Source organism: Mesorhizobium sp. Pch-S (assembly GCF_004136315.1).
GTDB lineage: Bacteria > Pseudomonadota > Alphaproteobacteria > Rhizobiales > Rhizobiaceae > Mesorhizobium.
The window spans coordinates 1585632-1611159 of record NZ_CP029562.1; the positions used below are offsets into that span (position 1 = coordinate 1585632).

At 63.9% G+C, this 25528-nt stretch carries 29 protein-coding genes and 1 pseudogene; 13 read left to right on the forward strand and 17 right to left on the reverse strand.

Annotation, left to right across the window (positions count from 1 at the left end; all coding sequences use genetic code 11):
* Positions 1-92 precede the first annotated feature (92 nt).
* From C1M53_RS07345 to C1M53_RS31650, 3 genes are all read left to right on the forward strand, one after another.
* Positions 93-458, forward strand: coding sequence for a PRC-barrel domain-containing protein (locus C1M53_RS07345; RefSeq protein ID WP_129416065.1), 366 nt, complete (start codon positions 93-95; stop codon positions 456-458).
* Positions 459-632: 174 nt separating this feature from the next.
* The gene (locus C1M53_RS07350) at positions 633-1814 is read left to right on the forward strand and encodes a PAS domain S-box protein (protein ID WP_129411642.1); all 1182 of its coding nucleotides are present in this window, start codon (positions 633-635) and stop codon (positions 1812-1814) included.
* Between the two features lie 39 nt (positions 1815-1853).
* Positions 1854-2018: a hypothetical protein gene (locus C1M53_RS31650; protein WP_165358080.1), complete on the forward strand. Its 165-nt coding sequence runs from the start codon at positions 1854-1856 to the stop codon at positions 2016-2018.
* Positions 2019-2048: 30 nt separating this feature from the next.
* On the opposite strand, the gene C1M53_RS07355 is transcribed toward C1M53_RS31650, so the two are convergent.
* The 6 genes from C1M53_RS07355 to C1M53_RS07380 all read right to left on the reverse strand — a co-directional run bounded on the left by C1M53_RS07355 (position 2049) and on the right by C1M53_RS07380 (position 8993).
* On the reverse strand, positions 2049-2834 hold the full coding sequence (locus C1M53_RS07355; RefSeq protein WP_129411643.1) for an ABC transporter ATP-binding protein: 786 nt from the start codon (positions 2832-2834) through the stop codon (positions 2049-2051).
* Positions 2831-3727, reverse strand: coding sequence for an iron chelate uptake ABC transporter family permease subunit (locus C1M53_RS07360; RefSeq protein ID WP_245488573.1), 897 nt, complete (start codon positions 3725-3727; stop codon positions 2831-2833). The genes C1M53_RS07355 and C1M53_RS07360 overlap by 4 nt, the downstream gene beginning before the upstream one ends.
* 52 nt (positions 3728-3779) lie before the next feature.
* Positions 3780-4739, reverse strand: coding sequence for an ABC transporter permease (locus tag C1M53_RS07365; RefSeq protein ID WP_129411645.1), 960 nt, complete (start codon positions 4737-4739; stop codon positions 3780-3782).
* 243 nt (positions 4740-4982) lie between these two features.
* The gene (locus C1M53_RS07370; protein ID WP_129411646.1) at positions 4983-5903 is read right to left on the reverse strand and encodes a siderophore ABC transporter substrate-binding protein; all 921 of its coding nucleotides are present in this window, start codon (positions 5901-5903) and stop codon (positions 4983-4985) included.
* Between the two features lie 28 nt (positions 5904-5931).
* Positions 5932-6804, reverse strand: a complete 873-nt coding sequence (locus tag C1M53_RS07375; RefSeq protein ID WP_245488474.1) for an alpha/beta hydrolase-fold protein — start codon at positions 6802-6804, stop codon at positions 5932-5934.
* Between the two features lie 44 nt (positions 6805-6848).
* Complete coding sequence (locus C1M53_RS07380) at positions 6849-8993, reverse strand: TonB-dependent receptor (protein WP_245488475.1); 2145 nt, start codon at positions 8991-8993, stop codon at positions 6849-6851.
* 123 nt (positions 8994-9116) lie between these two features.
* Between C1M53_RS07380 and C1M53_RS07385 the strand changes: the two genes are divergently transcribed.
* On the forward strand, positions 9117-10634 hold the full coding sequence (locus C1M53_RS07385) for a glycosyl transferase family protein (RefSeq protein ID WP_245488476.1): 1518 nt from the start codon (positions 9117-9119) through the stop codon (positions 10632-10634).
* A 16-nt stretch (positions 10635-10650) separates the two neighbouring features.
* Here C1M53_RS07385 and C1M53_RS07390 read toward each other — a convergent pair whose 3' ends face one another.
* On the reverse strand, positions 10651-11088 hold the full coding sequence (locus C1M53_RS07390) for a hypothetical protein (RefSeq protein WP_129411648.1): 438 nt from the start codon (positions 11086-11088) through the stop codon (positions 10651-10653).
* 70 nt (positions 11089-11158) lie between these two features.
* Positions 11159-11329 (reverse strand): hypothetical protein, encoded by a 171-nt coding sequence (locus C1M53_RS31655; protein WP_165358081.1) that lies wholly within the window; start codon positions 11327-11329, stop codon positions 11159-11161.
* A gap of 145 nt (positions 11330-11474) precedes the next feature.
* On the opposite strand from C1M53_RS31655, the gene C1M53_RS07395 reads away from it, so the two are divergent.
* Positions 11475-12059, forward strand: coding sequence for a hypothetical protein (locus tag C1M53_RS07395; protein WP_129411649.1), 585 nt, complete (start codon positions 11475-11477; stop codon positions 12057-12059).
* Between the two features lie 73 nt (positions 12060-12132).
* Here C1M53_RS07395 and C1M53_RS07400 read toward each other — a convergent pair whose 3' ends face one another.
* Positions 12133-12759, reverse strand: coding sequence for a glutathione S-transferase N-terminal domain-containing protein (locus tag C1M53_RS07400; RefSeq protein WP_129411650.1), 627 nt, complete (start codon positions 12757-12759; stop codon positions 12133-12135).
* Positions 12759-13127: a metalloregulator ArsR/SmtB family transcription factor gene (locus tag C1M53_RS07405; RefSeq protein ID WP_129411651.1), complete on the reverse strand. Its 369-nt coding sequence runs from the start codon at positions 13125-13127 to the stop codon at positions 12759-12761. Before C1M53_RS07405 ends, C1M53_RS07400 begins: the two co-directional genes overlap by 1 nt.
* Positions 13128-13356: 229 nt before the next feature.
* On the opposite strand from C1M53_RS07405, the gene C1M53_RS07410 reads away from it, so the two are divergent.
* The 6 genes and pseudogenes from C1M53_RS07410 (at position 13357) to C1M53_RS32440 (ending at position 20341) form a co-directional block, all read left to right on the forward strand.
* Complete coding sequence (locus C1M53_RS07410) at positions 13357-14211, forward strand: ABC transporter substrate-binding protein (RefSeq protein ID WP_129411652.1); 855 nt, start codon at positions 13357-13359, stop codon at positions 14209-14211.
* Positions 14208-15338 carry an LLM class flavin-dependent oxidoreductase gene (locus tag C1M53_RS07415; protein ID WP_129411653.1) on the forward strand — a complete coding sequence of 377 codons (1131 nt, stop codon included), beginning with the start codon at positions 14208-14210 and terminating at the stop codon, positions 15336-15338. Before C1M53_RS07410 ends, C1M53_RS07415 begins: the two co-directional genes overlap by 4 nt.
* Before the next feature lie 4 nt (positions 15339-15342).
* Positions 15343-17172: a TRAP transporter large permease subunit gene (locus tag C1M53_RS07420; RefSeq protein ID WP_129411654.1), complete on the forward strand. Its 1830-nt coding sequence runs from the start codon at positions 15343-15345 to the stop codon at positions 17170-17172.
* A 27-nt stretch (positions 17173-17199) separates the two neighbouring features.
* Positions 17200-18204 carry a TRAP transporter substrate-binding protein gene (locus C1M53_RS07425; protein ID WP_129411655.1) on the forward strand — a complete coding sequence of 335 codons (1005 nt, stop codon included), beginning with the start codon at positions 17200-17202 and terminating at the stop codon, positions 18202-18204.
* A 265-nt stretch (positions 18205-18469) separates the two neighbouring features.
* Positions 18470-18904, forward strand: coding sequence for a nucleoside triphosphatase NudI (gene nudI / locus C1M53_RS07430; RefSeq protein WP_129411656.1), 435 nt, complete (start codon positions 18470-18472; stop codon positions 18902-18904).
* Between the two features lie 244 nt (positions 18905-19148).
* Positions 19149-20341, forward strand: a pseudogene (locus C1M53_RS32440) (MFS transporter).
* A 6-nt stretch (positions 20342-20347) separates the two neighbouring features.
* Here the strand turns inward: C1M53_RS32440 and C1M53_RS07445 are convergent.
* Positions 20348-20722: a hypothetical protein gene (locus C1M53_RS07445; RefSeq protein WP_129411659.1), complete on the reverse strand. Its 375-nt coding sequence runs from the start codon at positions 20720-20722 to the stop codon at positions 20348-20350.
* A 468-nt stretch (positions 20723-21190) separates the two neighbouring features.
* Between C1M53_RS07445 and C1M53_RS07450 the strand changes: the two genes are divergently transcribed.
* A complete protein-coding gene (locus C1M53_RS07450; RefSeq protein WP_129411660.1) occupies positions 21191-21937 on the forward strand; it encodes a Crp/Fnr family transcriptional regulator in 747 nt (248 codons plus the stop codon).
* A 293-nt stretch (positions 21938-22230) separates the two neighbouring features.
* Here C1M53_RS07450 and C1M53_RS07455 read toward each other — a convergent pair whose 3' ends face one another.
* The 4 genes from C1M53_RS07455 to C1M53_RS07470 are packed head-to-tail and all read right to left on the reverse strand — an operon-like array spanning position 22231 to position 23318.
* Positions 22231-22512, reverse strand: a complete 282-nt coding sequence (locus C1M53_RS07455) for a hypothetical protein (protein WP_129411661.1) — start codon at positions 22510-22512, stop codon at positions 22231-22233.
* Positions 22513-22553: 41 nt separating this feature from the next.
* Positions 22554-22847, reverse strand: coding sequence for a hypothetical protein (locus C1M53_RS07460; RefSeq protein WP_245488477.1), 294 nt, complete (start codon positions 22845-22847; stop codon positions 22554-22556).
* On the reverse strand, positions 22844-23023 hold the full coding sequence (locus C1M53_RS32045) for a hypothetical protein (protein ID WP_129411662.1): 180 nt from the start codon (positions 23021-23023) through the stop codon (positions 22844-22846). The genes C1M53_RS07460 and C1M53_RS32045 overlap by 4 nt, the downstream gene beginning before the upstream one ends.
* Entirely contained in the window at positions 22950-23318 is a 369-nt protein-coding gene (locus C1M53_RS07470) for a hypothetical protein (protein WP_165358082.1), read from the reverse strand. Before C1M53_RS07470 ends, C1M53_RS32045 begins: the two co-directional genes overlap by 74 nt.
* Before the next feature lie 1204 nt (positions 23319-24522).
* Here C1M53_RS07470 and C1M53_RS07475 point away from each other — a divergent pair.
* Positions 24523-24843, forward strand: coding sequence for a DUF2934 domain-containing protein (locus C1M53_RS07475; protein WP_129411663.1), 321 nt, complete (start codon positions 24523-24525; stop codon positions 24841-24843).
* A gap of 46 nt (positions 24844-24889) precedes the next feature.
* Here C1M53_RS07475 and C1M53_RS07480 read toward each other — a convergent pair whose 3' ends face one another.
* Positions 24890-25255, reverse strand: coding sequence for a DUF982 domain-containing protein (locus tag C1M53_RS07480; RefSeq protein WP_129411664.1), 366 nt, complete (start codon positions 25253-25255; stop codon positions 24890-24892).
* Entirely contained in the window at positions 25252-25509 is a 258-nt protein-coding gene (locus tag C1M53_RS07485; protein WP_129411665.1) for a hypothetical protein, read from the reverse strand. The genes C1M53_RS07480 and C1M53_RS07485 overlap by 4 nt, the downstream gene beginning before the upstream one ends.
* Positions 25510-25528: the final 19 nt, after the last annotated feature.

Genomic DNA, 25528 nt, shown 5'->3' on the forward strand with positions numbered 1-25528 from the left:
GCGATGCTTCTGCGCGGTCCCAGAAAATTGGAACCACGCTGGATCGGAATTCTTGTTTTTGCAGGCATCCACTTTCGAAGAAGGAGACCATGATGACCACTGCAACAGGCCACACCGAAGCCATCCCCGCCAGCCGCGTGATCGGAACGAATGTCTACAACACCGCCGGCGAACACATCGGCGACATCGAGGATGTGATGCTGGAGAAGACCTCGAACGGGATCATGTTCGCCGTGATCGGCTTCGGCGGGTTTCTCGGCATCGGCGAGAAATATCACGCCATCCCCTGGGCCTCGCTCGACTATGACAAGGGCAAGAAAGGCTATGTCGTTCCCTACGACAAGGAACAGTTACAGGCTGCACCGTCCTATTCGGTCAACGAACTGACAGAGGATGACGGCCTCAAGGCGCGTGACGCCTCCTACAGCTACTACAAGGTCGATCCCTACTGGCAGTAACAACCGGCCGTCGGGGGCCGAAACAGCCCCCGACCTCATCCGGGTCATCACCGAGGCAGAAATCCCCGCGCACACAGAAGTCGATGGATCCGGCCGGGTGCAGATTTTTGGAACCGATCCGCGCCAGGCAGATTTTTTACGGGGACGCGTTGCGAGCGCAAGCGGAGGGAAATCATGCAGGCCAAGCCAGACAAGCTGATCGAACTGCACTCCGGCAGTGCGGAGTCACAGGCTGACATGGAGGCGCAGGCACGCCTCGCGGCCATCGTCGATTCCTCCTCCGATGCCATCATCAGCAAGGACCTCAACAGCGTCATCACAACCTGGAACGCCGCCGCCGAGCGCATGTTCGGCTACACGGCGAGCGAGGCGATCGGCCGATCCGTGCTGATGCTGATCCCCGAACGCCTGCACAGCGAAGAAAACGAGATCATCGAGCGCATCCGCAGCGGCGAGCGGATCGGCAGCTTCGAAACGGTGCGCCTGCGCAAGGACGGCACCACGATCCATGTCTCGCTGACCATCTCGCCGATCAAGACCGCCGACGGCAGGATCATCGGCGCCTCCAAGATCGCCCGCGACATCACCGCCACGCGCGAGAACGAGCGCCGCATCCGGCTCCTGCTGCGCGAGGTCAACCACCGGGTGAAGAACCAGTATGCCGTCATCCTGGCGATGGTGAAGGAAACCAGCCGGCGCGCTACCTCGCCCGAGGAATTCGAGCGCCATGTCCGCGACCGCATCGCCGCGCTTTCCCGCTCGCACGACCTGCTGGTGCTGTCGGACTGGTCGGGCGCCAGTGTCGCCGAACTGGTGCAGGAACATCTGAAGCCGTTCGGGCACGAGGAGCGCATCAAGGTTTCAGGCTCGCTGCTGACGCTGAACGCACGCTCGGTGCAATATCTCGGCATGGCGCTGCACGAACTCGGCACCAACTCCGCGAAGTACGGCGCGCTGGCCTGCCCGAAAGGTTCGATCGATGTGACCTGGAACATCGGCACCGATGCAAAGGGCGCTTCGGTGCTGCAGCTCTGCTGGGAGGAACGCTTCGCCGGGGAACCGACGGCCTGTCACCAGAGCAATCCGCGCGGTTTCGGCAGCATCGTGCTGCTGCGCGCCACGCCACAGGCACTGGATGGCAGTGCCGAGATCGACCGTGGCACCGGCCATGTGCGCTGGCAGCTGACGGCGCCGGTCGACAGCGTGACGGCGGTGCGCGACAACGAGGATGAGCCAGCACTCAGCCAGCAGGTGTTCGACCCGATCCGGCTCGTCCGCTCGCCGTCGCTTCACGACAACATGGTCCCGAAGACGCGTCCGCTCGAGGTCGGCGCCATGATTGCAAACGGGAAATGAGCCCCGTGAGGGTGTTCCAGCGGCCAACAGGAGGTCCAGATGCTGCACAATGAGATTTGGCTGCTTCTGCTCACCGTCGCACCGATCGTCGCGGCCGGCCTGATCGGCTTCGCCATGCTCAGGCGGCACGAGGAAGATTCGGCAGAACGGCGGGAACATGAGGCGGCAATGAGAAGACTGTCTTCCGTCTCCGGCCGAGGCTGAGCCGAAGAATGATCGCTGCGATGGGCCTGGTCAGCCTTGGGTCCGTCCGCGGACGGTGCCGCGATAATAGAGCCCGATGGGCTTGTCCTCGACAGCCATGACCGCAAAGTCGAGATCGTAGATGTCCGCCAGCACCGCGGAGCGCATCAAGGCGGCCGGCGATCCCTGCTGCACCAGCCTGCCGTCGCGCATGGCGACGATGTGGTCGGAATAGCTGGAGGCGAAGTTGATGTCGTGCAGCACCAGCACGATGGTCTTGCCGAACTCGTCGACCGCCCGGCGCAGCAGCCGCATCATCGACACCGCCTGTTTCATGTCGAGATTGTTCAGCGGCTCGTCGAGCAGCACGTAGTCCGTATCCTGGCACAGCACCATCGCCACGAAGGCGCGCTGGCGCTGGCCGCCGGACAGTTCGTCCAGGAACCGGTCGGCCAGCCTGCCGAGTTCGAGATGGGCGAGCGCGTGTTCGACATGGTCACGGTCCGCTGCCGTCGGCCGCCCCTTCGAATGCGGGTAACGGCCGAAAGCCACCAGTTCGCGCACCGTGAGGCGCGAGGTCATGGCATTGTCCTGCCGCAGGATCGCGAGCTTGCGCGCCAGCACGTCGCCGGGGGTGGTCGTCACGTCGAGGCCGTCGACGGTGATGGTGCCGGAGTCCATCGGCATCAGGCGGCTCATCATCGACAGCAGCGTCGACTTGCCGGCGCCGTTCGGCCCGATGATCGATGTCAGGCCCTTCTGCGGCAGGTCGAGCGTTACGGCATCGACCACGACGGTCCTGCCATAGGCCTTCGTCACCTTGTCGATGCGGATCATCGTCTCGCTCCGGAAAGCAGCAGCAGGATGAACAATGTCCCGCCGAGGAATTCGATCAGCACGCTGAGCGCGGTGCTGAAGGCAAACAGGCGCTCCAGCAGCGTCTGCCCGCCGACCAGGATGATGACAGCAAGCAGGATGGCGACCGGCAGCACGATGCTATGACGCGCGGTGCCGGCGAGATGATAGGCGAGGTTTGCCACCAGCAGCCCGAAGAAGGTGACCGGGCCGACAAGCGCCGTCGAGACGGAGACGAGCACGGCGACCAGAATCAAAAGCACGGTCACCACCCGGCTGTGCGCCACGCCGAGACTGATGGCGTGTTCGCGGCCCAGTGCCAGCACGTCGAAGGTGGAGAAGAAGCGCCAGCCGATCGCCGACGCGACCAGCACGGCGAGCGCCGCCACGGAAAGGATCTCGCCATGGACGGTGTTGAAGGAAGCAAAGAAGCGATCCTGCAGCACCATGAAATCGAGCGGGTCGATCATGCGCTGCAGGAAGGTGGACAGGCTGCGGAACAGCACGCCGAAAATGACGCCGGCCAGCAGCAGCAGGTGCAGGCTGCGCACCTCGCCCGAGAGCAGCCAGCGGTAGATGATCGCCGCGAAGAGCACCATGGCGGCGGCGTCGACGACGAATATGACCCGCGGCCCGACCAGGCTGGAGTAACCGGCGCCGAACAGGAAAACGACGATTGTCTGGACGAGCACGTAAAGCGCGTCGAAGCCCATGATCGCCGGCGTCAGGATGCGGTTGTTGGTCAACGTCTGGAACAGCACCGTCGACACCGCGATCGAATAGGCGACGAGCAGCAGGGCAGCGAGCTTGGTGCCGCGGAACGGCAGCACGAAACCCCAGTTGCCATTGGCGCCGATCGTCATGAACGCCGTCATCGCGGCGAGAGCCAGCAGCGACAGCAGGGCGACCAGGAAAAAAGGACGGCGGCTAACCAAGCTGCCTCCGCCGGCGCAGCAGCAGCACCAGGAAGAAGGCACTGCCGACGACGCCCATGATGGTGCCGACGGGGATTTCATAAGGGTAGCGGATGATGCGCCCGGTGATGTCGCAGGCAAGCAGCAGCGCGGCGCCGAGGATCGCCACCCAGGGCAGCGAGCGACGGACGTTGTCGCCGAGCACCATCGCGACGATGTTGGGAACGACCAGGCCGACGAAGGGGATCATGCCGACGGTCGCGACGACACCGGCGGTGACCATGGCGACGATGACAAGGCCGAGCCGCAGCACCCGCCTGTAGTCGAGGCCGAGATTGGTGGTGAAGTCCTCGCCGAGGCCGGCAGCGGTGAAGCGGTCGGCGGTGACATAGGCGAGCGCCGCCAGGAAAAAGGACACCCACAACAGCTCGTAGCGGCCACGCAGCACGCCGGAGAAATCGCCGGTCGTCCAGGCATTGAGCGCCTGCAGCAGTTCGAAACGGTAGGCGATGAAGGCGGCGACCGCGCCGATGATGTTGCCGAACAGGATGCCGACCAGGGGCACCATCAGCACCGAGCGCAGCGGTATTGAACGCAGGATGCGCAGGAACATCGCGGTGCCGGCGAGCGCGAAGACGGAAGCGACGAGCATCCGGACGAAGATCGGCGTTTCGGGGGCGACGAGGGTGACGGCCAGGATGCCGAGGCTGGCCGAATCCACCGTGCCGACCGTCGACGGCTCGACGAAGCGGTTGCGGGCCATCATCTGCATGATCGTGCCGGCGACCGCCATCGACACGCCGGCCAGCATGATCGCCGCCGTGCGCGGGATGCGGCTGGCCAGCATGATCTGCGCGGCCTGGCTGTCGCCGCCCTGGCCGAACAAGGCAAGGGGCGAGATGTCGCTGACGCCGACGAACAGGCTGACCAGCGCCAGGCAGGCAACGAGCAGGATGGCGGCGGCTATCTTCAACGCGATGTCCGGGAGAGGTTTTGGTGGGCGGTGACCAACCCCTTCTCCCCTTGTGGGAGAAGGTGGCCCGAAGGGCCGGATGAGGGGTGCTGGAAGAAACGAGACTGAGGAAATTACATCTGTATAACAGCATCTTAACCCGAAAGGTCGCGATCCGTCCAACACCCCTCATCCGACCTCGCCTGCGGCTCGGCCACCTTCTCCCACAAGGGGAGAAGGCAACGCGGCGAAGCGGCTCTCAACTCACTCACCCGGCGCATCAAAGGCCTTCGACACCTGCTCGATGCTCTGGTGCAGTGCGGTCAATCCGCCGCCGACCAGGTACCAGTTGGCAGGCTCCAGATAGACGACCTGGTTCTTCTTCCAGGCCGTCGTCTGCCGGACCAGCTCGTTGTCGAGGAAGGACTTCGCCGGGCTGCCCTCGCGGCCGATGGCGGCATCGCGGTCGATGACATAGAGCCAGTCCGGGTTGGTCTTGAGGATGTATTCGAACGAGACCGGCTGGCCGTGCGTGCCGGTGTCGAGGCCGGTGGCGGCGGGAACGATGCCGAAGGCGTCATGCAGGATGCCGAAGCGCGAGCCCGGGCCGTAGGCGCTGATGCGGCCGCCGGTGGTGAGCACGATCAAACCCTTGCCCTTGCTGGCCGCCTTGGCCTTCAGGGCGGACACGGCGCTGTCGAGTTCCGCGACGGCCTTTTCAGCCTCCTGCTGCTTGCCGAAGATGCGGCCAAGCGTCTTCACATTGTTCTCGACCGAGCCGAGGTAATCCTTGGCATTGCCGGTAAGATCGATGGTCGGCGCGATCTTCGCCAGCTCGGCGAACTTGGCGGCGGAACGGCCGCCGACGATGATGAGGTCGGGCCTGGCGGCATTGACCGCCTCATAGTCCGGCTCGAACAGCGTGCCGATCTTGGCGTAGCTGTCGGCATTGTATTTGGCGAGGTAGGCCGGCTTCGGCCCACCCGGAACGCCCGCCACCGCCACGCCGAGGCGGTCGAGAGTGTCCAATGTGGCAAGGTCAAACACCAGGACCTTGGCCGGCTGGCCGCTGAGCTTCGTCTCGCCCTGCGCATGGCTGACGGCAATCTCTTGTGCCTGCGCGGGCAGACACGCCAGCACCACAAGGGCCAGCGAGGCAATGAGGGGACTGATCTTGCTGAACATTTTTTCCTGCCTTTCGAATTGCGCCGGCTTAGTTGCCGTCGGGCGTTGTCGATCCGCCGGCTGCCGGAGCCGGGTTGATGCCGAGCAGCGAAAAGCGCAGGGCGTCGGCGACCGCGAGAGGGATCATGCTGCCGTGGCTTTCGTCGGCGAACTGGCGGTAGCCAAGCATGAGCCGACTTGCCTTGAGGGCGTCGTGGACATCGTGGCCATTCGGCCCGGAGCGCAGCGTTTCGATCTTCGCGATGGTCGCGGCATCGGCTCCCGGTCGCTGCGCACGCTTGCCGCTGGTCTCGATCAGCAGCCTGCTGCCCTCGCCCGAAGACGGGTCGCGCAGGAACTGCTGCATTTCATTCAGGATCGAGCGTCCGTTCCACCAGATCGAGGGGTCGGCGGCGATGTAGGTCTGGAAAGCATCCGGCCTGGAGAACAGCACATGCAGGGCGAACAGCCCGCCCAGCGAATGCCCGAAAAGCGTCTGCTGTTTCCGGTCGACCGCAACGCGGCGCTCGACCTCCGGCTTGACCGTTCTCTCAAGGAACTCGAGGAAGGCATCGTTTCCGCCAGTCTTCGGCGCGCTCATGCCCGGCGGGATCAGCTCAGCCGGCGTCAGCGGCGTCAGGTCGAAGAAGCGCAGGCGCACGATCTCGTCGCGCTTGTCGCTGGGATAGCCGATGCCGACGAGGACAGCCTGCATCTCCGGCGCTCCGGCCAGCGCCTGCCGCGCCAGGTCGAAGGTGGTGTTGCCGTCGATCAGATAGACAACCGGGTAGCCTTGCGCGGGCGGCTGCCCTTCGGGCACGGAGAGGAAGACCCTGCGCGTGACCTTATCCAGGCCGCCGAGATCGAAGCTTGTGCGCATCGGCTCATCGGCGATTGCGGTGCCTGCGACGGCAACCGCCACCGCCGCGGCTCCGATTATTGCGTTCAACGTCCGGCCGACCATCGTCAGAAGGTCGACCTGAGGCTCATCCAGAGCCGGCGGCCCTCGACCACGGCGTTGTAGTCGTTGGTTTCGACACGCTTGTCGAAGACGTTGTAGATGGCGGCGTTGAGCGTGACGTTCTCGTTGAAAGAGTAGGACGCGCCGATGTCGGCGGTGAGATAGGCGCCGTATTTGCGGGCGCGGATGGTCTTGCCGTCACTGCCATAGACCGGCGTGCCCTGCGTGCCGATGCGCAGCCCGGAATTGACCTCGGAGCCATGGTAGTTGCCGGCCGCCCAGGCGCTTAAGCCGTCGATCGGCGTCGTCCAGTCGGCGCGGATGTTGCCCATATGCGTCGGCGTGCGCGTCAGCGGCAGGCCGGCGAAGTCGCCCGTCTTCTGTTCGGAATCGGTGTAGGTGTAGCTGGCGCGCAGGGTCACCGTGTCGATGACCTGCCAGTCCGCCGTCAGCTCGACGCCCTGCAGCACGGCATCGTCGATGTTGTAGCTGTACCAGAGCCGGTAGTTCGGGTCCTCCTTCCAGCGCGCGATCGAACCATCCGGATTGTAGACCAGCGCGTTCGAGATCTTGTCCTTGAAGTCGGTGTAGAAATAGGTGGCGCCGGCACGGAAGTTCGACAGGTTGTCCCACAGCACCGTCGCTTCGTAGCTGAGGCTCTTTTCGGGCCTGAGATCGGGATCGCCGATGATGACGCCGCAGGTGCCTCGCGGCCCGTAGGTGCAGTTGGCGCCGCCCGTGGTGTAGGCATAGCCAGGCGCGATGGTGCGGATCTCGGGCGCCTTGAAACCTGTCGAGACGCCACCCTTCAAGGTGATCTGCTCGGTGGTGTGCCAGACACCGTAAAGGCGCGGGCTGAAATGCGAGCCGTAGATCTCGTGGTTGTCCATGCGCAGGCCGCCGGTGAGGGCGAAATCCGGCGTCAGCTGCCATTCGTCCTCGGCGAACAGAGCCCATTGCCGGATGCCGAACTGCTCGTCCTTGCCGGTGCGCTTGCCGGGATTCTGGTCGGTCAGCGTGGCGTCGATGAACTGGCCGCCGGTGACCAGCGTGTGCTGGCCGAGCAGCTCGAACGGCGTGGTGAACTTGCCATCGACGACCGTGTTGCGGATTTCCGGCGAGCGCTGGTTCTCGACGAACCGCGATGTGCGGCCATCCCAGTTGAAATTGGTGCGCTCGGCCGCTTCCTGCGAGATGGAAAACTCCGATGTCGTCCAGCCCCAGCGGCCGGTGTGCGACAGCGACCAGTGGTCACGATCGTTGTAGTTGTAGCTGTTGCTGGTGGCGGTGTTGCCGGCGCTCGCTTCCCGCCGCAGGCTGGTACGGCCGGCCTCGAAGACGAAGTCGTGGTTCTCATTCGGCGTGAAGGTCAGGCGCCCGGTGAGATCGGCATCCTTGTACTGCGGGTTGCCGGCGCTGAAGGCGTCTTCCTCGCGCTTCAGGCCGCGCCCCCACAGCTGCGCGCCCACCAGCCCGGGGATGATCGGCCCGCTGGCATAGATGCTGCCCTGCGCGGAATTGCCGTAGCGCGAATGCTGCTGCACGGTTCCGTCCACGGTGGCGGTTCCCATCCAGCGATCGGCGACCTTGCGCGTGATGATGTTGATGACACCGCCCATGGCATCGGAGCCGTAGAGCGAGGACATCGGCCCGCGCACCACTTCGATGCGTTCGATGGCGCCCACCGGCGGCAGGAAGCTCTGCTCGAAGCCGGAATTGCCGTTGGTGCGGGCATCACGCGTGCTCTGCCGCTTGCCGTCGACCAGCAGCAAGGTGTAGGCGCCCGGCAGGCCGCGGATGTAGATATCCTCTTCGCCGGCGGCGCCGGTGACCGCCACGCCCTGCACGCTGCGCAATGCATCGGTGAGGTTGCGGTAGGAACCCTTTTCCAGCTCCTCGCGCGAGACGACCGTGATGCTGGCCGGCGCGTCCTTGACGTTCTGCTCGAAGCCGGTCGCCGTGATCACGATGCGCTCCAGCAAGGTCGATTTCTCGGCCGGCTGGGCAGCGGGAGCCTTTTGAGCCGAGGCGCCGGAGGCGGAAGCGGCGAGCAGGCCGAGGCCTGCAGCACCACACCACAGGCTCGACTTCAGTCGCATCCGCCGCGTCGCTCCGGTGCTGCCGCGCGAAATGTCCCACCCCGCCATCATCAATTCCCCGCTCTTCAAAACTCGAGTAAACAAAACTTGAGTAAGTTAGTCGTCTTTTCTGATCGCGCCGCGGGAAGGTCAACGCCTATGTTTCGGAACGATTCCAAATTCAGGAAAACGCAAATGGCAGCGGACCAGGACTTCGGCGTGGATATGCAGGGCGGTCGCCTCAAAGCGCCTGATGCCAAGCGCCGGCCGATCGAAGCGACACACCCGGCCTCGTCCTATCTCGGCAGGCTGCGCCTGCTGGTTGCGCTGGATTGCCTGCTGGTCGAAGGCAGCGTCACCAGGGCGGCTGAACGCCTGGCGCTGAGCCCGGCTGCCGTCAGCAGGCTGCTCGGCCAGGCGCGCGAACTCTATGGCGACCCGCTGCTGAAGCGTTCCGGCCGCCGGCTGGTGCCGACACCACGGGCGGAATCGCTGCGCAACAGGCTGCGCGCGCTGGCAGCCGAGACCGAGCGTGCAATGGAGCGCAGCGTGCCGCAAGCCGAGCGCGCCGAGCCGGACCCGGCAGTGCTGGCGAGCTGGCGGCGCGAGCCGATCGTGCAGGCGCCGCCGCTGGCGATGCGGCCTGCCTTCCTGCTCGACGACGAACCGGGACCCGAGGCCCTGGCGCAGCAGTTGTCCGGCATCGAAAGCGATGGCGACCCGCGCCGGCGTCTCGCCAAATACATCGCCGTCGTCGGCCGCAAATCAGGCAACTCGCGGCCGCTGACCCTTGCGGAATCGCAGGATGCCTTCGCCACGATCCTGCAGGGCGATGCCGATCCGATGCAGATCGGCGCGCTGCTGCGCCTGCTCAGCTATCGCGGCGAAACAGCCGCGGAACTCGCCGGGCTTGTCCGCGCGGCCAGGGACAGCTTCCTCGCCGGCGGTGCGGGCAGGACGGCCGCCGATCTCGACTGGCCGGCCTACCCGTCGCCGCGCTCGCTGAGAACACCCTGGTTCGTGCAAGCGGCCCTGCTGGTGGCGGATGCAGGCCACCGGGTGGTCATGCATGGGACGCATGCCGGCGGCAGGCTGGAGCGGGCCGTCGAGGCAATCGGCATCCCCGTCGCCCTGTCGGTTGCCCAGGCACAGGCGACGCTTGGCGAAAGGAACATCGTCTACATGCCGCTGGCCGGCTTCGGCGCACGGCTGCAGGGGCTGATGTCGCTCTATCCGCTGTTCGAATCGCGCAGTTCGGTCAATTCGGCCGTGCATCTTCTCAACCCGCTCGCCGCGCGCACGATGCTGCTCGGCGTCTCGCAGCCGGCCTATCGGGAACTGCACAGGGACACGGCCCTGCTGCTTGGCCATGGCGATCTTTCGATCGTCGCCTCCAGCCGCGACGTTGCCGAATGCAACCCGTTCCGCGCCATGACGATGCATCGGCTGGTGGAAGGCAGGCCGGTCGACCTCATGACCGCGGCCCAGGCCGAGCCGCTGTCGCAAGGCATTGGCGGGCTCACCAGCCTCGAATACTGGATGGCGGTATGGTCGGGCGCCGCCCGCGATGCCAGGGCGACGGCAACCATCGTGCTGACGGCCGCGCTGGCGCTGATGACGATCAACAGGGCACCGAACGAGGAGCTGACCTCCTACCGCCAAATGGCCGTCGAATTGTGGGAGCGCAGGCACAGACGTGTCCGGCCTCGTTAGTGGCCAGCTTCGTCGCTCAGGAGATCGACGACGGCTTGCGATCAGGCCTCGCTATCATCCAAAAAGTGACGCCGACCACAGCTCCCACGAGTCCGAAAAATATCGGTCGACCGGGATGATCGACAATGGTTCCGGCGAGGATGGATAAGGCGACGCCCGGTCCGTTGCTGGCATAGCTCGCGGTATAGACCGCGGCCCAGATAATCAGTTCACAGACGAAAAACGTTGTCAGGTAGGCCCAGACCGAACGATGACCCCATCTCTTAAGCAGGATGTGGGCCGGTAGTCCCACAGCAAGAATCGCAGCATAGCCGTACAGCGCGCCGAACATGGCGGCCATCAAGATCCATGTGCCTGGATCAACATTGCCCAGATCAGAGGGATGCCAGAAGAAGGCGGCGATGATAGCCCCGGCAAAAGGAGCCCAGAGAGGGGCCATAAGGGATGCAATCACTATACGTCTCATATGTCTCCCACAGTCAGGACTTCAGCGGGTCGCAGCATCGGACATCGCCACCTGGAGGTCAGTCGGGTAGTTCCAGATTCACCAGCAGAACCATATAAAGCAGCCATATCGCTGCCATCACACAACCGATTGCGACATAGACATAACGGGCGCGGCTCTTGGTCAATCGTGCCGCAACAAAGGAGAGCAGAGCGCCCAAGGGCAACAAGAAAACAACCGGCATTTTCATCCATCGCTGCTGGGTGCTGGCATCTTGTCCAATGTCATACAACAAAGCCGGCGGCCTCGAACTAGTCCATCGACAAGGTCGACAAGATCGCCAAGGTTCGTATTTTGGCGCCGGTCGGATCGCCAGGATGGAGAGGCCAGCGGACATGACAATCTGGCGTTCTGTCTTTGGTGGTTGCCTGATGTCGCTTGCCGTGACGGCAGCGACTTCCGCACAGGAACAGGCGGCAGCTTCCCCCACGGTCGGGCAGCTGCAACAGGCGATCGATGCCGTCAAGAAGGACGCACCGAAGATCGAAACGATGCTCGGCTGCCTGCCGGCACATGGCGAGCCGGAGACGCAGCGGGTCTGCGTGCTGCAGTTCAATGGCCTGAAAACCAATCAGGAGATTGCCTTTCGCCGCGATGGTGACGGCTGGCAGCTTGTTCTCGATGAAATGGGAGAGCCCGTGCCTGGCGAAGCCGCCTGTGCGCCGCTGGAGGTCGCGGAGGCAGCATTGCGCAGGATACGCGGTGATGCCGGACTGCGGGTTACGGGTAGCGTCGACGAGGGTACCGGCGTCTTCACCGAAGCGCGTGGCATGCTGCGCGACAAGGTGGGGCCATACCGGCTGATGTGCCGCTATGACGTCTCGACCGTGTCAGGGGCCAAATATCTCTACCTCACCTATGTCTGGCATGATGGCAGCCAGTATGTGATCGATCCGGACGTCGAAATCTGGGCCGATTGAAGCATTGGCTGCCCGGAAGCTGGTGGCCCGACGAACCCCGTGGGGATGCGAGCGTCGACAGCTGCCACTGCGATCACGGCAGCGGGATCGCCCCGGTGTCGTGCGGCACTGCATAGCCGCGGATCACCGCCGGCCGGGCGGCGAGTTCGAGATACCAGCGACGGATGCTGGGGAAATCGGCGAGGTCGACCTTGTGGCGCACGAAGCGTGACACCCAGGGCCAGATGGCGATGTCGGCGATCGAATAGTCGCCGGCGACGTATTGGCGGCCCTCCAGCCTGGCTTCCAGAGTGTCGTAGAGACGGCGCGTCTCGGTGCGGAAGATGTCCTCGGCATAAGGCGCCCTGCCGGGTTTGTAGGTGAGGAAGTTGTGGGCGTGGCCGAGCGTCGGGCCGAAATTGCCGACCTGCCAGAACAGCCATTCCAGCACATTGAGCCGGGCGGCAGGCTCGTCAGGCAGCAGACGGCCGGCGCGCTCGGCAAGGTGGATCATGATCGCGCCGGACTCCATCAGCGTGCTGCCGTCCTCCAGCACGATGGCGGGGATCTTGGCCGACGGGCTGACGGCGCGGAAGGCCGGCGCGTCCTGCTCGCCGCGCGTGATGTCGACGGCATGCGCGCGGTAAGGCAGGCCGAGCTCCTCGAGCAGGATCGAGATCTTCAGGCCGTTGGGGGTGATCCAGGTGTAGAGGTCGATCATCAGTCGAACATCATTTCTTCGACCGCGAGGCCGGAATTCATGGCGCGCCGGCTGGTGACGTCGTCCAGCCCGGCAAACAGGTCGCGCAGCATGCCGACCAGACGGGCGACGCGGATGTCGGTCACCTGGTAAAGGATCGACTTGCCGTCGCGCCGGCCTTCGATCAGGCCTGCTTCCCGCAACTCGCCGAGCTGCTGCGACAGCGTCGGCTGGCGGATGCCGAGCTCTTCTTCCAGCGTGCTGACCGAGCTTTCCTGTTCCATCAGGAAGCACAGGATCGCCAGCCGGTTGGGATTGGCGAGATGCTTCAGCAACTCGCTGGCCTCGCCGACGCTGGGACAGAGTTTCGGGGATATCGGCTTGGCCATGGGTGAAAACCCGGGATCCTGATTTGACGCTTCATAAAAAAGTATAGTGATGCTGCCTCGCCGACAAGCACGGCGTCATGCCGTTTGAGAGCCCGCAAAGGAAATGCCGTTGCGGGCCGGATCGGCGCGATAAAAATCCCTTCCGCCCGATGCAATTGGCATGAGCGCGCTCGGATTCACTTCATAAAAAAGTAAATTGATATGGCAATCCATAAATACGATAGAAATTATGAAGATAGGCGTTCACCCCTCCAACCTGCACCTGATGCTGGCCCGCTCCTGGCCCGGCGCGTTCGCATCGCTCGACCCGCAATTCGTTCTCTATCCGGAAGGCCGCGACACCGGCCGGCTGTTGCATGAAGGGCGCATCGATTTCGGCGGCACCGGCTCGACGCCGCCGATCGTGTCGGAAGCCAATTCGCTGCGGGTCTCCTATCTCGCCGCGTCGGCGCCGCGCCCGGCCAATGGCGGCATCTTCGTGCGCAAGGACAGCGCAGTGCGCAGCGTCGGCGACCTCAAGGGCAAGCGCGTCACGCTGATCGACGGCTCCTTCCACACCTATCTGCTGGCGCGCGCCATCGAAGGCGAAGGGCTGCGCCTGCCGGACATCGAAACGGTCGAGCTGAAGCCGGAAGACTCGCTCGATGCGCTGCTCGGCAACCGTGTCGACGCCTGGATCGCCATGGCACCGCGCCTCGAAAAGGCGCTGGAGCGCGATGACATCCGCCTGATCGCCCGCTGCGGCGACACCATTCCCAACCGCTCGGTGTTCTGGACGCTGGCCGGGCGCAGGAACGCCAACGACGCCAGGGCCGAGATCCTGGCCGAACTTGCCCGCGTCGGGCGCGAGGTACAGGCCGACCCGGCGCGGGCCGCAGCGCTTCTGGCCGCAGCGCGCATCGGCGACGGCGATGCGGCGGCGTGGGAACGGGTGATCCGCTCACGCGATTTCTCGGTCGTGGCAGCGGACGCCGCGATCGTCCAGGAACAACAGGACGAGGCCGATACGCTCTACCGCCACGGCTATCTCGACCAGCCGGTGCAACTCGGCTCTCTTCCCAACAACGAAAGGGTCCCGGCATGAACGTGCTCTGGTACATGTGCGCGCCGGACGGCGCTTATCCCTGGCAGCCGGAAGGCTCACGCCAGGTCGACTACGGCTATTACCGCCAGCTCGCCCAGGCCTATGACCATCTCGGCTATACCGGTGCGCTGTTCGCCACCGGCGCGCATGACGTTTGGGTGCTGGCCGGCGCGCTGCTGCCCTATACGGAGCGGCTGAAATTCCTCGTCGCCATCCATCCCGGCCTGATCGCACCGACGCTGCTGGCCAAGATGGCGGCAACCTTCCAGGAATTCTCCAAGGGCCGCCTGCTCGTCAACATCGTGTCGGGCGACGCCAAGATGCTCGGCGCCTACGGCATGACCATGCCGCATGACGAGCGCTACGACATGGCGGACGAATATCTCACCATCTGGCACAGGCTGTTCAAGGGCGAGACGGTCGACTTCCAGGGCAAGTATTTCAACACGGTCGGCGCCAAGCTGGCGCTGCCGGTGGGTGAAAGCATCGCGCCGCCGCCGCTGTGGTTCGGCGGCTCCTCGGACAAGGCGCTCGACGTCTCGGCCAAGCATGTCGACACCTATCTGTCCTGGGGCGAAACGCCGGAGCAGATCAAGGCCAAGGTCGATGCTGTCAAGGCCAAGGCGGCGCAGCATGGGCGCACGCTGGACTACGGCATCCGCCTCTATGTCATCGTGCGCGAGACCGACAGCAAGGCGTGGGAAGCGGCCAGCGACCTCTATGCCCGCATGGACGAGAAGGCGATCGCCGCCAACCAGCGCTTCGTCTCGAATTCGGACTCGGTCGGGCAGCGGCGCATGAGCGCCATGCATGGCGGCGTCAAGCCGGACGACCTGCGCGAGCTCGAAGTCGCGCCGAACCTGTGGGCCGGCATCGGCCTGGTGCGGCCGGGACCGGGGACGGCGATCGTCGGCTCGCCCGACACGGTGATCCGCACGCTCGAAGCCTACAAGGCAGCCGGCGTCGACACCTTCATCCTGTCGGGCATGCCGTTGCTGGAGGAAGCCTACCGTTTCGGCGAGAGCGTGCTGCTGCGCCTAGACGTCAAGCGCGAAGTCTCCCAGGCCAGGAACTTCACCTGGTCGACCCTGTTCGACCGCGACCTTTCCAAAGCATCTGCGGGCTGACCCCATGAGCGCGTTGGACATCACAGCACCCGCTCCTGTTTCCGGCGCTGCCCGCCACGCTGCACGGCTGCTGCGCTGGCTGGAAAACGGGCTCGGCGCAATCTGCGCGCTGCTGCTGGCGGTGCTTCTGGTGGTGGTGCTGGCCACGGTGCTGCTGCGCTACGTTTTCTCCACCGGCCTGCTCGGCGCGGAAGATGCCGGCATCTGGCTGCATGTGGCGCTGATCGCCGCTGGCGCACCGCTGGCCATCAACAGCGCATTGGCGATGCGGCTGGATATCTTCGTGCGGCGGTTGCCGGCCGCCGGCCAGACAGTGGCGGAAGTCGCCGCCGACGTCTTCTCGGTGCTTACCGGCCTGGTGCTGTTGTTCGGCGGCGCGACGATCGTGGCCAAACTGGGGGGCATCTCGCCGTCGCTCGGCCTGCCGGAATGGATCCGCTTCGGTTTCCTCGGCGCGGGCGGCGCGCTGGTGCTGCTGGCGCTGGCGCTCAGCCGCATCGCCGAAGGACGCAGCGTCCGGTTCCTCCTTTCCGCCATTATCGGCGCAACACTTTATCTCGCCGCGACACGGCTTTCCTTCGATGTCTCGTGGCCGCCCAGCCTTGTGCTCGGCATCATCGCAGCCATCGGCCTGATCGTTGCCGCGCCCTTGCCGCACGCCTTCCTGGCCGCGTCCTACATCGCCATCCTGTTCGGCTCGAGCCTGCCGGAAGCGGCGATCGTCTCATCCACCGTCACCGGCCTGTCGAAGTTCCTGCTGCTGGCGATCCCGTTCTTCCTGCTGGCCGGCGGCTTCCTGACCATCTCCGGCGTTGCCGGGCAGATCGTGCGTTTCGCGGCAGCACTTGTCGGGCACCGCCGCGCAGGCCTCGGCCAGACCGCGCTCCTGACCAGTGTGCTGTTTTCCGGCGCCTCGGGCTCGTCGGTGGCCAATGCCGCCTTCGGCGCCGCCACCTTCCAGCCGGAACTGGTCAAGCGCGGCTATCCGCCGGCGCAGGCCGGTGCCATCATTGCCGCGACCTCGGTGCTCGACAATGTCATCCCGCCCTCGATCGCCTTCCTGATCCTGGCGGCGGCAACCAACCTTTCGGTCGGCGCATTGCTGGTCGGCGGCTTCTTCGCCGGCGGCGTCATGGCCGTCTGCCTGGCCGTGGCCATCCACCTCACCGTGCGCGAAAACACGGCGCAGCCGCGCGCCGACACAACGGAACGCTGGCGCTCGGCCATCGGTGCCATCCCGGCTTTCGGCCTCGGCGTGCTGGTGGTGGTCGGCATCCGCTTCGGCGTCGTCACCACCACGGAGGCGGCCGCGCTCGCCGCGATCTATGCACTGCTGCTCGGCATCTTCGCCCGCCTGCGTGCCGCTTCGCTTTACGAGGCCACGCGGCAGGCCGCGGTCGAGGCATCGGCGATCGGCCTGCTGATCGGCAGCGCCGCGCCCTTCGCCTTCCTGCTCGCCGTCGACGACATTTCGGGACTGGTCTCCAGCATCGCGACCAGCCTCGGCGCGGGCGCGCTCGGCGTGCTGGTCTCCATCAACTTGATCCTGCTGGTGGTCGGGCTGGTGCTCGACATCGGCGCGGCCATCCTGCTGTTCTCACCGATCTTCCTGCCGATCGCGGTGGCCGCCGGCATCGACCCGATCCATTTCGGCGTCATCCTGGTCGTCAACCTGATGATCGGCGGGCTGACGCCGCCGGTCGGCATGCTGGTCTATGTCGTCTCCGGCGTGACCCGCATTCCGGCGCCGACATTGTTCCGCGCCATCCTGCCTTATCTCGCGGCGCTTCTGGTGTCCCTGGCGATCCTCAGCGCCTGGGCCCTCCTCTTCTGAGCCATTCTCAAGCAACGGATCCCTATCATGAGTAATTTGATCAGCCGACGCAGTTTCATCCGGACAGCAGGGGCCGTTGCCGGCGGTGCGCTGCTGGCACCCGCCATCATCGGCCGCGCCCAGGCGGCGACGAGGCTGACGGTCGCCTCGCTGTTCGGCGACGACAAGCCGGAGACGAAGATCTGGTTCAAGATCCGCGACATCGTCGAAGCGAAGCTGCCGGGACAGTTCCATTTCAACATCGTCAAGGACGGCGCGCTGGGCGGCGAGAAGGAAGTCGCCGAGGGCATACGGCTCGGTTCCATCCAGGCCAGCCAGTCGACGGTGTCGTGGCTGACCAGCTGGGTGCCGGAGCTGCAGATCCTCGACCTGCCCTTCCTGTTCCGCGATGCCGCCCATGTGCGCAAGGTCGTCGACGGCGACGTCGGCAAGGAGCTGAAGCAGAAGCTGCTGGCGCAGGATTTCGTCGCGCTCGACTACATCAATTACGGCGCCCGCCACCTGCTCGCCAAGGAAGAAATCGTGCGGCCGGAACAGTTGCAGGGCAAGCGCATCCGCGTCATCCAGAGCCCGCTGCACACCAGGCTGTGGAGCGCCTTCGGTGCGACGCCGATCGGCATTCCGATCACCGAGACGTACAATGCGCTGGCCACCGGCGTCGCCGACGCCATGGACCTGACCAAATCCGCCTATGCCGGCTTCAAGCTCTATGAGGTGGTGCCTTACCTGACCGAGACCGGCCATATCTGGGCCTCGGGCGTCGTCTATTTCTCGACCGGTTTCTGGAACGGCCTCAACGACGAACAGAAAGCGGTGTTCCAGGCCGCCGCCAGCGAGGGTGCCGCCTATTTCAACCAGCTCATCGTCGAGGACGAGGCGGTGTCGGTGGCGAAGGCCGCCGAGAAAGGCGGCCATGTCGCGCAGCCACAGGACCGCGCCGCATGGGAAAAGGGCGCCAAAGGCGTCTGGGAAAGCTTCGCCGGCACCGTGGGTGGGCTGGACAGGATCGAGGCGATCCGGGCAGTGGCGTGATCGCCGGGGCGAGGCCGGATCCGGCGCTCGCTCCAAAAGGGCTGTCGGAAGCGCTTTGCTTCCGACGCCATGGCCCATCAAAAACCCGGCCTTGCCGGGATCGACAACAGGGCTGGCATGGCGCAGCTGTCCTAGAGCATTTCCGGCGAAAATAGAATCGCCTGCAATGCTCTATCTTCTTGTTTGACGCAATTTCCGGACGCAAAACCGCTACGCACTTTTGCTGGAATTGCTCTAGTGACCAGGACAGCCAGCGGAGAGGCAATTGCGCCAGCGTATCATCGTGTGCCCACTTATCCAGAACCAGGGCGCCTTCCTGCTGTGCAAGATGCCGGCCGACCGCGGCGTGTTTCCCGGGCAATGGGCGCTTTCGGGCGGTGGCCTGGAGCCCGGCGAACGCCTGGAGGAAGGCCTGCGCCGCGAAATCCGCGAGGAGCTCGGCGAGCGGCTGCACATCGCTGCGATCAAGCCGTGGAGCTTCCGCGACGACATCAGGACGAAGACCTATGCCGACGGCTCGACCGAACAGCTGCACATGATCTACCTGATCTTCGACTGCGAGGCCGGCAATCGCGACGTCACCCTCAACGACGAATTCGTCGACCATGCCTGGGTCGAGCCGGAGCGCCTGCAGGACTACGACCTCAACGTGGCGACGCTGCAGACGTTTCTGGAGAAGGGTGTTTTGACGGCGGTTTGAGCGGGATCGGGGCGCCTCTCTCTCCCTTTGCGGGAGAGATAACGATTTCAGCATCTTAGCGGGTACGCCCGCAGGGCGGCACAGCTAAATGCCAGATCGTGAAAATCCTTTCTCCCCACAAGGGGGGAGATAACAGCGCCTCGCCTTCCCTAAGAGCGGTCTAGCCTGCCCTCACCAAGTGGACCTGTGAAACCTGCAAAATACCGGCAAATGATAGGACCGCTTTTATGAGGTTCTGGCCAGCATGCGATCCTATCACGCTTATCTGCTCTTCATCGCGACGCTTCTCACGGCGGTCGGCTACGGCGCGACATTCCTGCTGACGATGCATTTCCAGGCGCTCGGCGGCAGCGAGATCGACACCGGCACGACGCTGAGCGGCGCCATGGTCGGCACGCTGGTCGGGGTGCCGCTGGTCGGCTGGTTCGCCAACCGGGTTGGCGCAGCACGCATGGCGGCACTCGGCGCGGCGCTGGTCGCCGCCGGCTATCTGAGCCTCGCATGGATCCCGGCCGTCGCTCCCACGATCGTCGTGGCCGGGTTCTTCATCGGCCTCGGCTGGGGAACGTTCTACCTGGCCGGACCGATGTCGCTTTCCGTCCGCGTTACCGACAGCGACCGCGGCTTCTGGTTCACCCGCTACGGCGCGTTCCAGAGGGCGGTATCGGCTTCAGTCCCATCGTCGCCACAGCACTGATCGACCATCTCGGGCTGACGACGGCGCAGGCCTTCGAGGTCGTCGCCGCGTCGACGGCAGTGGCCGCGCTGCTGCTGGTGACCTTCGAGAGGATCGCGCCTTACGACCGGCAGGCGGCCGCCGTCGCGGCCCGAGGAAACTGGGTGGCGGCACTGCCGTCGATCGCACGGACAAAGGCGCTCTACCCGATCATCATGGTTGGCCTCGGCGCCTGCGTGTTCAGTGGCATGCTGACCTTCCAGACATCGCTGGTCGAAGGAACGGGGCTGCAGGCCAGCACCTATTTCGCGGTCAACGCCATCACGGTCGTGGCCGCCCGCTTCACGCTGGCGCCGCTCCTCAACCGCGCCGATGGCAACAAGGCCTCCGTCGTGCTGCTGATCCTGATGTGCGCGGCCGTCGCGGTCGCCTTCTGGCTTCGACTGGGCGTTGGCGTCCAGGTCGCCAGCGCGATCCTGCTCGGGCTGGGATACGGACTGGTCTATTCGCTGATCCAGACGCAGGCCGTCAACGATGCACCGGCAGAGCACCGGAACGCCGCGCTGACCTGGTTCGTCATCGCCTATTTCGTCGGCATCTTCGGCTTCCCGACACTGGGCGCATGGCTGATCGTCCATGCCGGCCTGCCATGGTTCCTCGCCGCCATCCTCGGATTCGGCCTGGCGGAACTGGCACTGGCGTTGACCCGCCAGGCCGGCGGCGTGATCTTTCGCCGGCCGAGGGCAGAGGTTTCCGGATAAGGCGCCCTACAAACCCCGGTTCGGCACATAGAGGCAGAGCGAGCGTGGCGACGCGGTCTGGCCGCCCGGCTTGCACTCATGGAAGAACTCGTCACGCGAAGGCCGGATGCGGCGATCGCTGTACGGGATGAGTTCTCCGGTCGAGAGCAGATAGCCGTCCCGGGTTTCCTTCACGTCGGAGGCCGGAGCCTGGTAACAGTCGAGCCCCGAACAGCATTCGACGTCGTAGCTCCAGCCGACAGGCGCGTCGTGCGCGCGAGCCGGGCCGCAGAGGAGAGACGAACAGACCAGCGCGAGCACCGTCACCGCGATATTGCGGCCGGGGACATGATCCGCGGTATTGAAATGAAGCCCTTCCCGGGCCTGGCGTGGCTTCCACATCGCTGACCACCCTGGCAGCCCAGCTGCCTGTCATCTGCGAAACTGAAATACGCAACAACGCCAAAAAGATCATCGACAACGCGCAACTCGGAAAAAGGTTCCACGAAGTCGAATCACGCGCGACAGAATAAAACCCGCATCAAGGATACCCGGTTATATTCTGCCGCGAAAGCTCGAAGCGGACGGCCGGACAGGCTGCCCGCATCTTGTCTGACACGATCCTTGCCGATGTCGCAACACTCCCGAATATCGCCTTCGGGGCCGGCCTTCCCGTTCTGCTTGACTGCCTCCGGCCGGGTGCAGTCAGATCAGCCAGCCCAAAGAACGAAACGGCGCTCCGAATGCCGATGAACATTTCCCCGCCTTCTGCGTTGGCTATGGAACGGGGCCCTGGAGCGTTTGCGTTTTTCACGGAAACGCGGAAACGCTCCAGGTTTTTGTTTTCGTCGCAGAAAGGACGCGGTTGCCATGCACGGATCGTTCGACACAGTGGACAACAACCTGCTGCGCGCGTTGAGGCCGGATGACTGGGCCATCCTGCAACCGCATCTGGAAGACTGGTCGGCACAATCGGGGGCGCTGATCCACGAGCCGGGCGACACGGTTCGGCATGCCTATTTTCCGCGCGGCCCGAGCCTGATCTCGTATCTCGTCGTCCTGCGCGACGGCCGCGGCATCGAGACGGTGCTGGTCGGCCGTGAAGGAGCCGTCGGTGGCATCGTCAGCCAGGGACGGCTGCCGGCCTATGCCCGGGCCGTGGTTCAGGTCGGCGCCTCGTTCTGGCGGATCGACGTGCAGGACCTCGAGCAGGCGAAGTCACAGTCACCGAACCTGCGGCACCTGCTGACACGCTACGCCGACTGCCTGCTGGCGCAGATCTTCCAGTCGGTGGCCTGCAACGCGGCGCACACGATCGAACAACGCACCGCCAAATGGCTGCTCGCCGCCATGGACCGGACCGGGAGGCACGACCTGACGCTGACGCAGGAGCATCTTGCCGCCATGCTGGGGGTCGGGCGCAGCTATCTCGCCCGCGTCTTCCACGATATGCGCGGCGAAGGCATCATCGAGACGAAGCGTGGCCACGTCGTCGTGCACAAGAAGAGCCGGCTGCGCTCGATCGCCTGCGAGTGCAATGCCGCCGTCACCCGGCATTTCGACGACGTGCTGACAGGGGTCTACCCGAACGGCCAGGAAGAAGCGGAAAAACGCTGAAGACGGACGTCAGCCGGCGCGACGTTTTTTGAACCGATTGGCAGCAGGCTCGTTATTCCAAAGACTTCATCGAAGTGCTCCCAACTGCGCTGCCAGGTTCTTTTCCGGGCAGCGCTTCTTTTTGGAACGGCAGCCGGGCTGGCCAGTTTCAACAAGACTGGTGGTCAGTCCCTCCGACCACCAGAGCGCGAGCGCCGGCCCGGTATGTCCACACTCCTTACCGGGTCGGTACGTGCGGCGCCGGCGAGCCGACCTGTCCGCAAAGTTTAATCAAGACGCTCAACCGCATACACTCAGGGCTTCTGTCCGGCGAAGCGGCGTGCTTCGTTGCGACGGTTAAGCGACACCATGCCGTCGGTCGCTTTCGATCGGCTGAGCCCGGTCATGGTCTGGCCGTCCGCCTGCGCCGGAACGCCGGTGAACACGTGATAGACGGTCCAGGTCTGATCGACCTCGATACGCCGGCCATATTGGCGGTCCGCGCCTTCGGGCAGTTGCGCCCCACCTTCATTGTCCCAGACGCCAATCGCAAGCGATTGCCGTTCCTGTACGGTGTCGTTGATACGGGCGTTCATGGTGATAACGTTCCTCGAAATTCTAGCCAGAGCGTTTCGCCTCAGCGGAAGCGCGGAAGCGCCCTGTTTGTTTTTAACGCAATTCCGAACGCAAAACCGCTGCGCACTTTTGCTGGACTTGCTCTGGCGCACAGCGAACCGGAATGGAGCGTGTTGCCCTCGCCATCGGTGATCGAGAAGGCGTCCGGCTGCTGGGGCATGCTCAGGCGTTGCGAGAGATGCCACGCAATCTCCTGGGCCTCAGCCAGATCGGCGGCTTCCGCGATCTCGCGGCCGACGACGGCATGCGCGTCGTCGACCTCCCGGGTGCGGTAGAACTCGATCACGATTTTCATCGCCGATGCTCTCTCCGTTCCGGGGTTTGCTTCGAACTGTCCGGCCTTGCCTTGTCGCGCAGGGCATCGTTGCCGCCCGCAGCGGGTTTGCCGAACGGACTTTCAGGTTTGGGCAGGCGCTTGTCCTGCTTCGGCTTTCTGATCTCGCGATTGCTGCGTTGCTGTCCTTTGGCCATGGCTGAATGTCCTTTCGATGAGAGTGGCGCCGTCCTCAGCAGGCGCCATGCGCACCGGTTCGAGATGATCTTGCGTGGTTACCCGCTCGTAGCGCTCATCATCATTGCGGATGCGGTATTGCGGCGAGCCACCCTGCGGAGGAAGCGTGCCGGTGACGTGGTAGATGTCTTCGGTTTTCGGAAATGTACCGAAGTTGCCCTTCAGCCGGACCGCCTGCCCGACCGAGAACAGATGCGTAAGGGTTTCCCGGCGTGCCGGACGAGCCAGGCGGTGAAGACTATTTGCTACGGTCATGAGTTACTTTGGTCCTTTTCCAACGCGGCATCGAGGTCCGCGGGATTGATCTGAAACATCCGGCGCGTCGAGCTGGCTGCGGCGCATCGAAACCAGGCAGCAGGAAGTTCGAAGAGAAGTCTACGACAGTCTGTCTGCTGCGGTTGATCATGGTGTTGGTCTCCGCAGGAGCACGCTGATGCGTGCCCGGGATCGGCATCATCCGAACGGGTGCGACCACTGGCACTGCCAGTACATCCGTGGTCAGCGTCAGCGCTCGTTCCGTTCAGATGAAGCGATACGTCGCGCCGGTCCGGCGCATGAACGTTCGCTATAGATAATTTGGTGGTAAATGGCGGATCTCTGACACCGCGAAGCCAGTTGGCCAAATCAACGAGGTTTACCTATGCACCGCGATTAAGTTCTAAACAAGGCACAACCGGAAAATTACTCCCATTTTTTCTTCAAAAATAGGTGTTATTTTTTGGCTTTTTTCGTTAAAAATTTTTGCAACCAAAAATAATCAATAACATTTTGATGTTTTATTCAGCTATATAAACAATGAGATGGCTGATTTCTTTCTTGGAAAAGACCAGCAACAGTAGCTTCCCCCTTCCGGTCGACGCGCGAAACCTCGAGTGCCAGCGCATACACCCAGTGAAGATTAGCCTCGCTTTCACCAGCACAAGGGCGTAGGGTGCGACATCGGCGGCCGTTTCAAGGGCGCTGTCGATTGAGGGCGGCCACCGTGCCCTAGCCCCAACAAGGGAGGACATCCCGTCTTCCGCCTGTATCGCGTATTCTGGCCATCCTGCAGACGACTTCCCCCCGGGGAGTGGCCGTGATTTTTCATAACGAGCATCAAAGAAAGAGGCCTGCCTAGGCCAAGCCGGCGATAGCCCACGCGGCCATCAAGCCACCGACATCCGTCCACCCCGGCAGGACGACATGCATTCAGATAGAGCAACCGAACTCGAAGAGGCCGACGTAAGGGAAGGCATTTTCAGCATCGGAGACTTCACCGGACGCAACGCGAGGACATTTCCATGACCAACTATTCGACGCATGCAAAAGCGATCAATCACTACAGCTACCTGCTGGGAATGCTGACATTTGCAGCATCCATCGTCGTCGTTTCCTATTTCGTACTTTATGAGCTGGTGTAGGGGGTCACAGGGGCGTCCCGGAACGAGACCGGAACGCTCCAGGGGCGGGAGAGATTGGCATGACGCAGGAGCGCAACGCACGAGATGCCCGCATCGTCAAACGCGCGGCCGAAATCTGGTCCGCGGAAGGTGGGCCTATGAACCGGCATGAGGCGCAATGGCTGATGGCCATGCGGCAGGTTGACGACGAAGACCTGGGTATCCACGTGTCGACGCCAGAATCTGCCGGAACCCTGGCCCCGGACAGCCTGAGACATCGCGATGCCCTGGAACCATTCGGCCCTGCGGCTATCGATGAGGAAACCAGCAGGTCAGCCAAAGCCGCTTCCGGGCTTCCTGCAGCCATCAGGGTCGCCAGATGGTTTTTCGCGCGACGCTGACATGGGCGTGGGCGAAGGAGCAGGCCATGGCGATATCGTGCCTATCTTATCCAGGCGGACGCTTGGCGAGCTCTTCATCAGGACTATCCGGCCGCGTCTGATGCAGTGTCGGCAAGGGATTGAAATTCTCCGGTTCGATCGCTGCCAGTTGCTCGGCGACACGATCCCGCAACGGCCGGCACTCAACGATGCACCCCTGCGCACGTGCCGCCACGATAAAGGCGTCATAGGCAGACCGCGGTGTACACCAGCCTAGCCTGGCTTTCTCCGCCAGATGGGCGGCATTGCGGTACAGCTCGCACTCCTTGTCCGGCCATGCCATCGAAATGGCTTTGACCACGTCGTTCAGTCTTGCAATGTTGAGTTCGTAGCCGCGGGCAGTGCGAAAAGTCAGCGGCGTGAACGCGCTCATGATGGCGCTCCCGTTGCACGCAACAATTCGCCGGCTATCGATCTGCGTCCGAGATAGGCGTCGAGGCTCTCCCGGATCTCGGCTTCGTCTGTCACCCCTTGCGTGAAAAGATCCATCGTCGCACGAGCAAGGTCGACGGCCGCGGCACTGTCGGAATGAAAGCCGCGCTCGAGGCAAACGGAATCATAGATTTCCTTGAGGAATTTCAGATCGTCAGGATACGCGATACCACCGAAATGGTGAGGGACCGCCATGGCCTCCTCCCTTCGTGCT

Coding starts and splice junctions, on each gene's coding strand:
- C1M53_RS07345 (WP_129416065.1), top strand. CDS start 93: ATGACCACTGCAACAGGCCACACCGAAGCCATCCCCGCCAGCCGCGTG.
- C1M53_RS07350 (WP_129411642.1), top strand. CDS start 633: ATGCAGGCCAAGCCAGACAAGCTGATCGAACTGCACTCCGGCAGTGCG.
- C1M53_RS31650 (WP_165358080.1), top strand. CDS start 1,854: ATGCTGCACAATGAGATTTGGCTGCTTCTGCTCACCGTCGCACCGATC.
- C1M53_RS07355 (WP_129411643.1), bottom strand. CDS start 2,834: ATGATCCGCATCGACAAGGTGACGAAGGCCTATGGCAGGACCGTCGTG.
- C1M53_RS07360 (WP_245488573.1), bottom strand. CDS start 3,727: ATGACGGCGTTCATGACGATCGGCGCCAATGGCAACTGGGGTTTCGTG.
- C1M53_RS07370 (WP_129411646.1), bottom strand. CDS start 5,903: ATGTTCAGCAAGATCAGTCCCCTCATTGCCTCGCTGGCCCTTGTGGTG.
- C1M53_RS07380 (WP_245488475.1), bottom strand. CDS start 8,993: ATGATGGCGGGGTGGGACATTTCGCGCGGCAGCACCGGAGCGACGCGG.
- C1M53_RS07385 (WP_245488476.1), top strand. CDS start 9,117: ATGGCAGCGGACCAGGACTTCGGCGTGGATATGCAGGGCGGTCGCCTC.
- C1M53_RS31655 (WP_165358081.1), bottom strand. CDS start 11,329: ATGAAAATGCCGGTTGTTTTCTTGTTGCCCTTGGGCGCTCTGCTCTCC.
- C1M53_RS07395 (WP_129411649.1), top strand. CDS start 11,475: ATGACAATCTGGCGTTCTGTCTTTGGTGGTTGCCTGATGTCGCTTGCC.
- C1M53_RS07400 (WP_129411650.1), bottom strand. CDS start 12,759: ATGATCGACCTCTACACCTGGATCACCCCCAACGGCCTGAAGATCTCG.
- C1M53_RS07405 (WP_129411651.1), bottom strand. CDS start 13,127: ATGGCCAAGCCGATATCCCCGAAACTCTGTCCCAGCGTCGGCGAGGCC.
- C1M53_RS07410 (WP_129411652.1), top strand. CDS start 13,357: ATGAAGATAGGCGTTCACCCCTCCAACCTGCACCTGATGCTGGCCCGC.
- C1M53_RS07415 (WP_129411653.1), top strand. CDS start 14,208: ATGAACGTGCTCTGGTACATGTGCGCGCCGGACGGCGCTTATCCCTGG.
- C1M53_RS07420 (WP_129411654.1), top strand. CDS start 15,343: ATGAGCGCGTTGGACATCACAGCACCCGCTCCTGTTTCCGGCGCTGCC.
- C1M53_RS07425 (WP_129411655.1), top strand. CDS start 17,200: ATGAGTAATTTGATCAGCCGACGCAGTTTCATCCGGACAGCAGGGGCC.
- C1M53_RS07445 (WP_129411659.1), bottom strand. CDS start 20,722: ATGTGGAAGCCACGCCAGGCCCGGGAAGGGCTTCATTTCAATACCGCG.
- C1M53_RS07450 (WP_129411660.1), top strand. CDS start 21,191: ATGCACGGATCGTTCGACACAGTGGACAACAACCTGCTGCGCGCGTTG.
- C1M53_RS07455 (WP_129411661.1), bottom strand. CDS start 22,512: ATGAACGCCCGTATCAACGACACCGTACAGGAACGGCAATCGCTTGCG.
- C1M53_RS07460 (WP_245488477.1), bottom strand. CDS start 22,847: ATGAAAATCGTGATCGAGTTCTACCGCACCCGGGAGGTCGACGACGCG.
- C1M53_RS32045 (WP_129411662.1), bottom strand. CDS start 23,023: ATGGCCAAAGGACAGCAACGCAGCAATCGCGAGATCAGAAAGCCGAAG.
- C1M53_RS07470 (WP_165358082.1), bottom strand. CDS start 23,318: ATGACCGTAGCAAATAGTCTTCACCGCCTGGCTCGTCCGGCACGCCGG.
- C1M53_RS07475 (WP_129411663.1), top strand. CDS start 24,523: ATGACGCAGGAGCGCAACGCACGAGATGCCCGCATCGTCAAACGCGCG.
- C1M53_RS07480 (WP_129411664.1), bottom strand. CDS start 25,255: ATGAGCGCGTTCACGCCGCTGACTTTTCGCACTGCCCGCGGCTACGAA.
- C1M53_RS07485 (WP_129411665.1), bottom strand. CDS start 25,509: ATGGCGGTCCCTCACCATTTCGGTGGTATCGCGTATCCTGACGATCTG.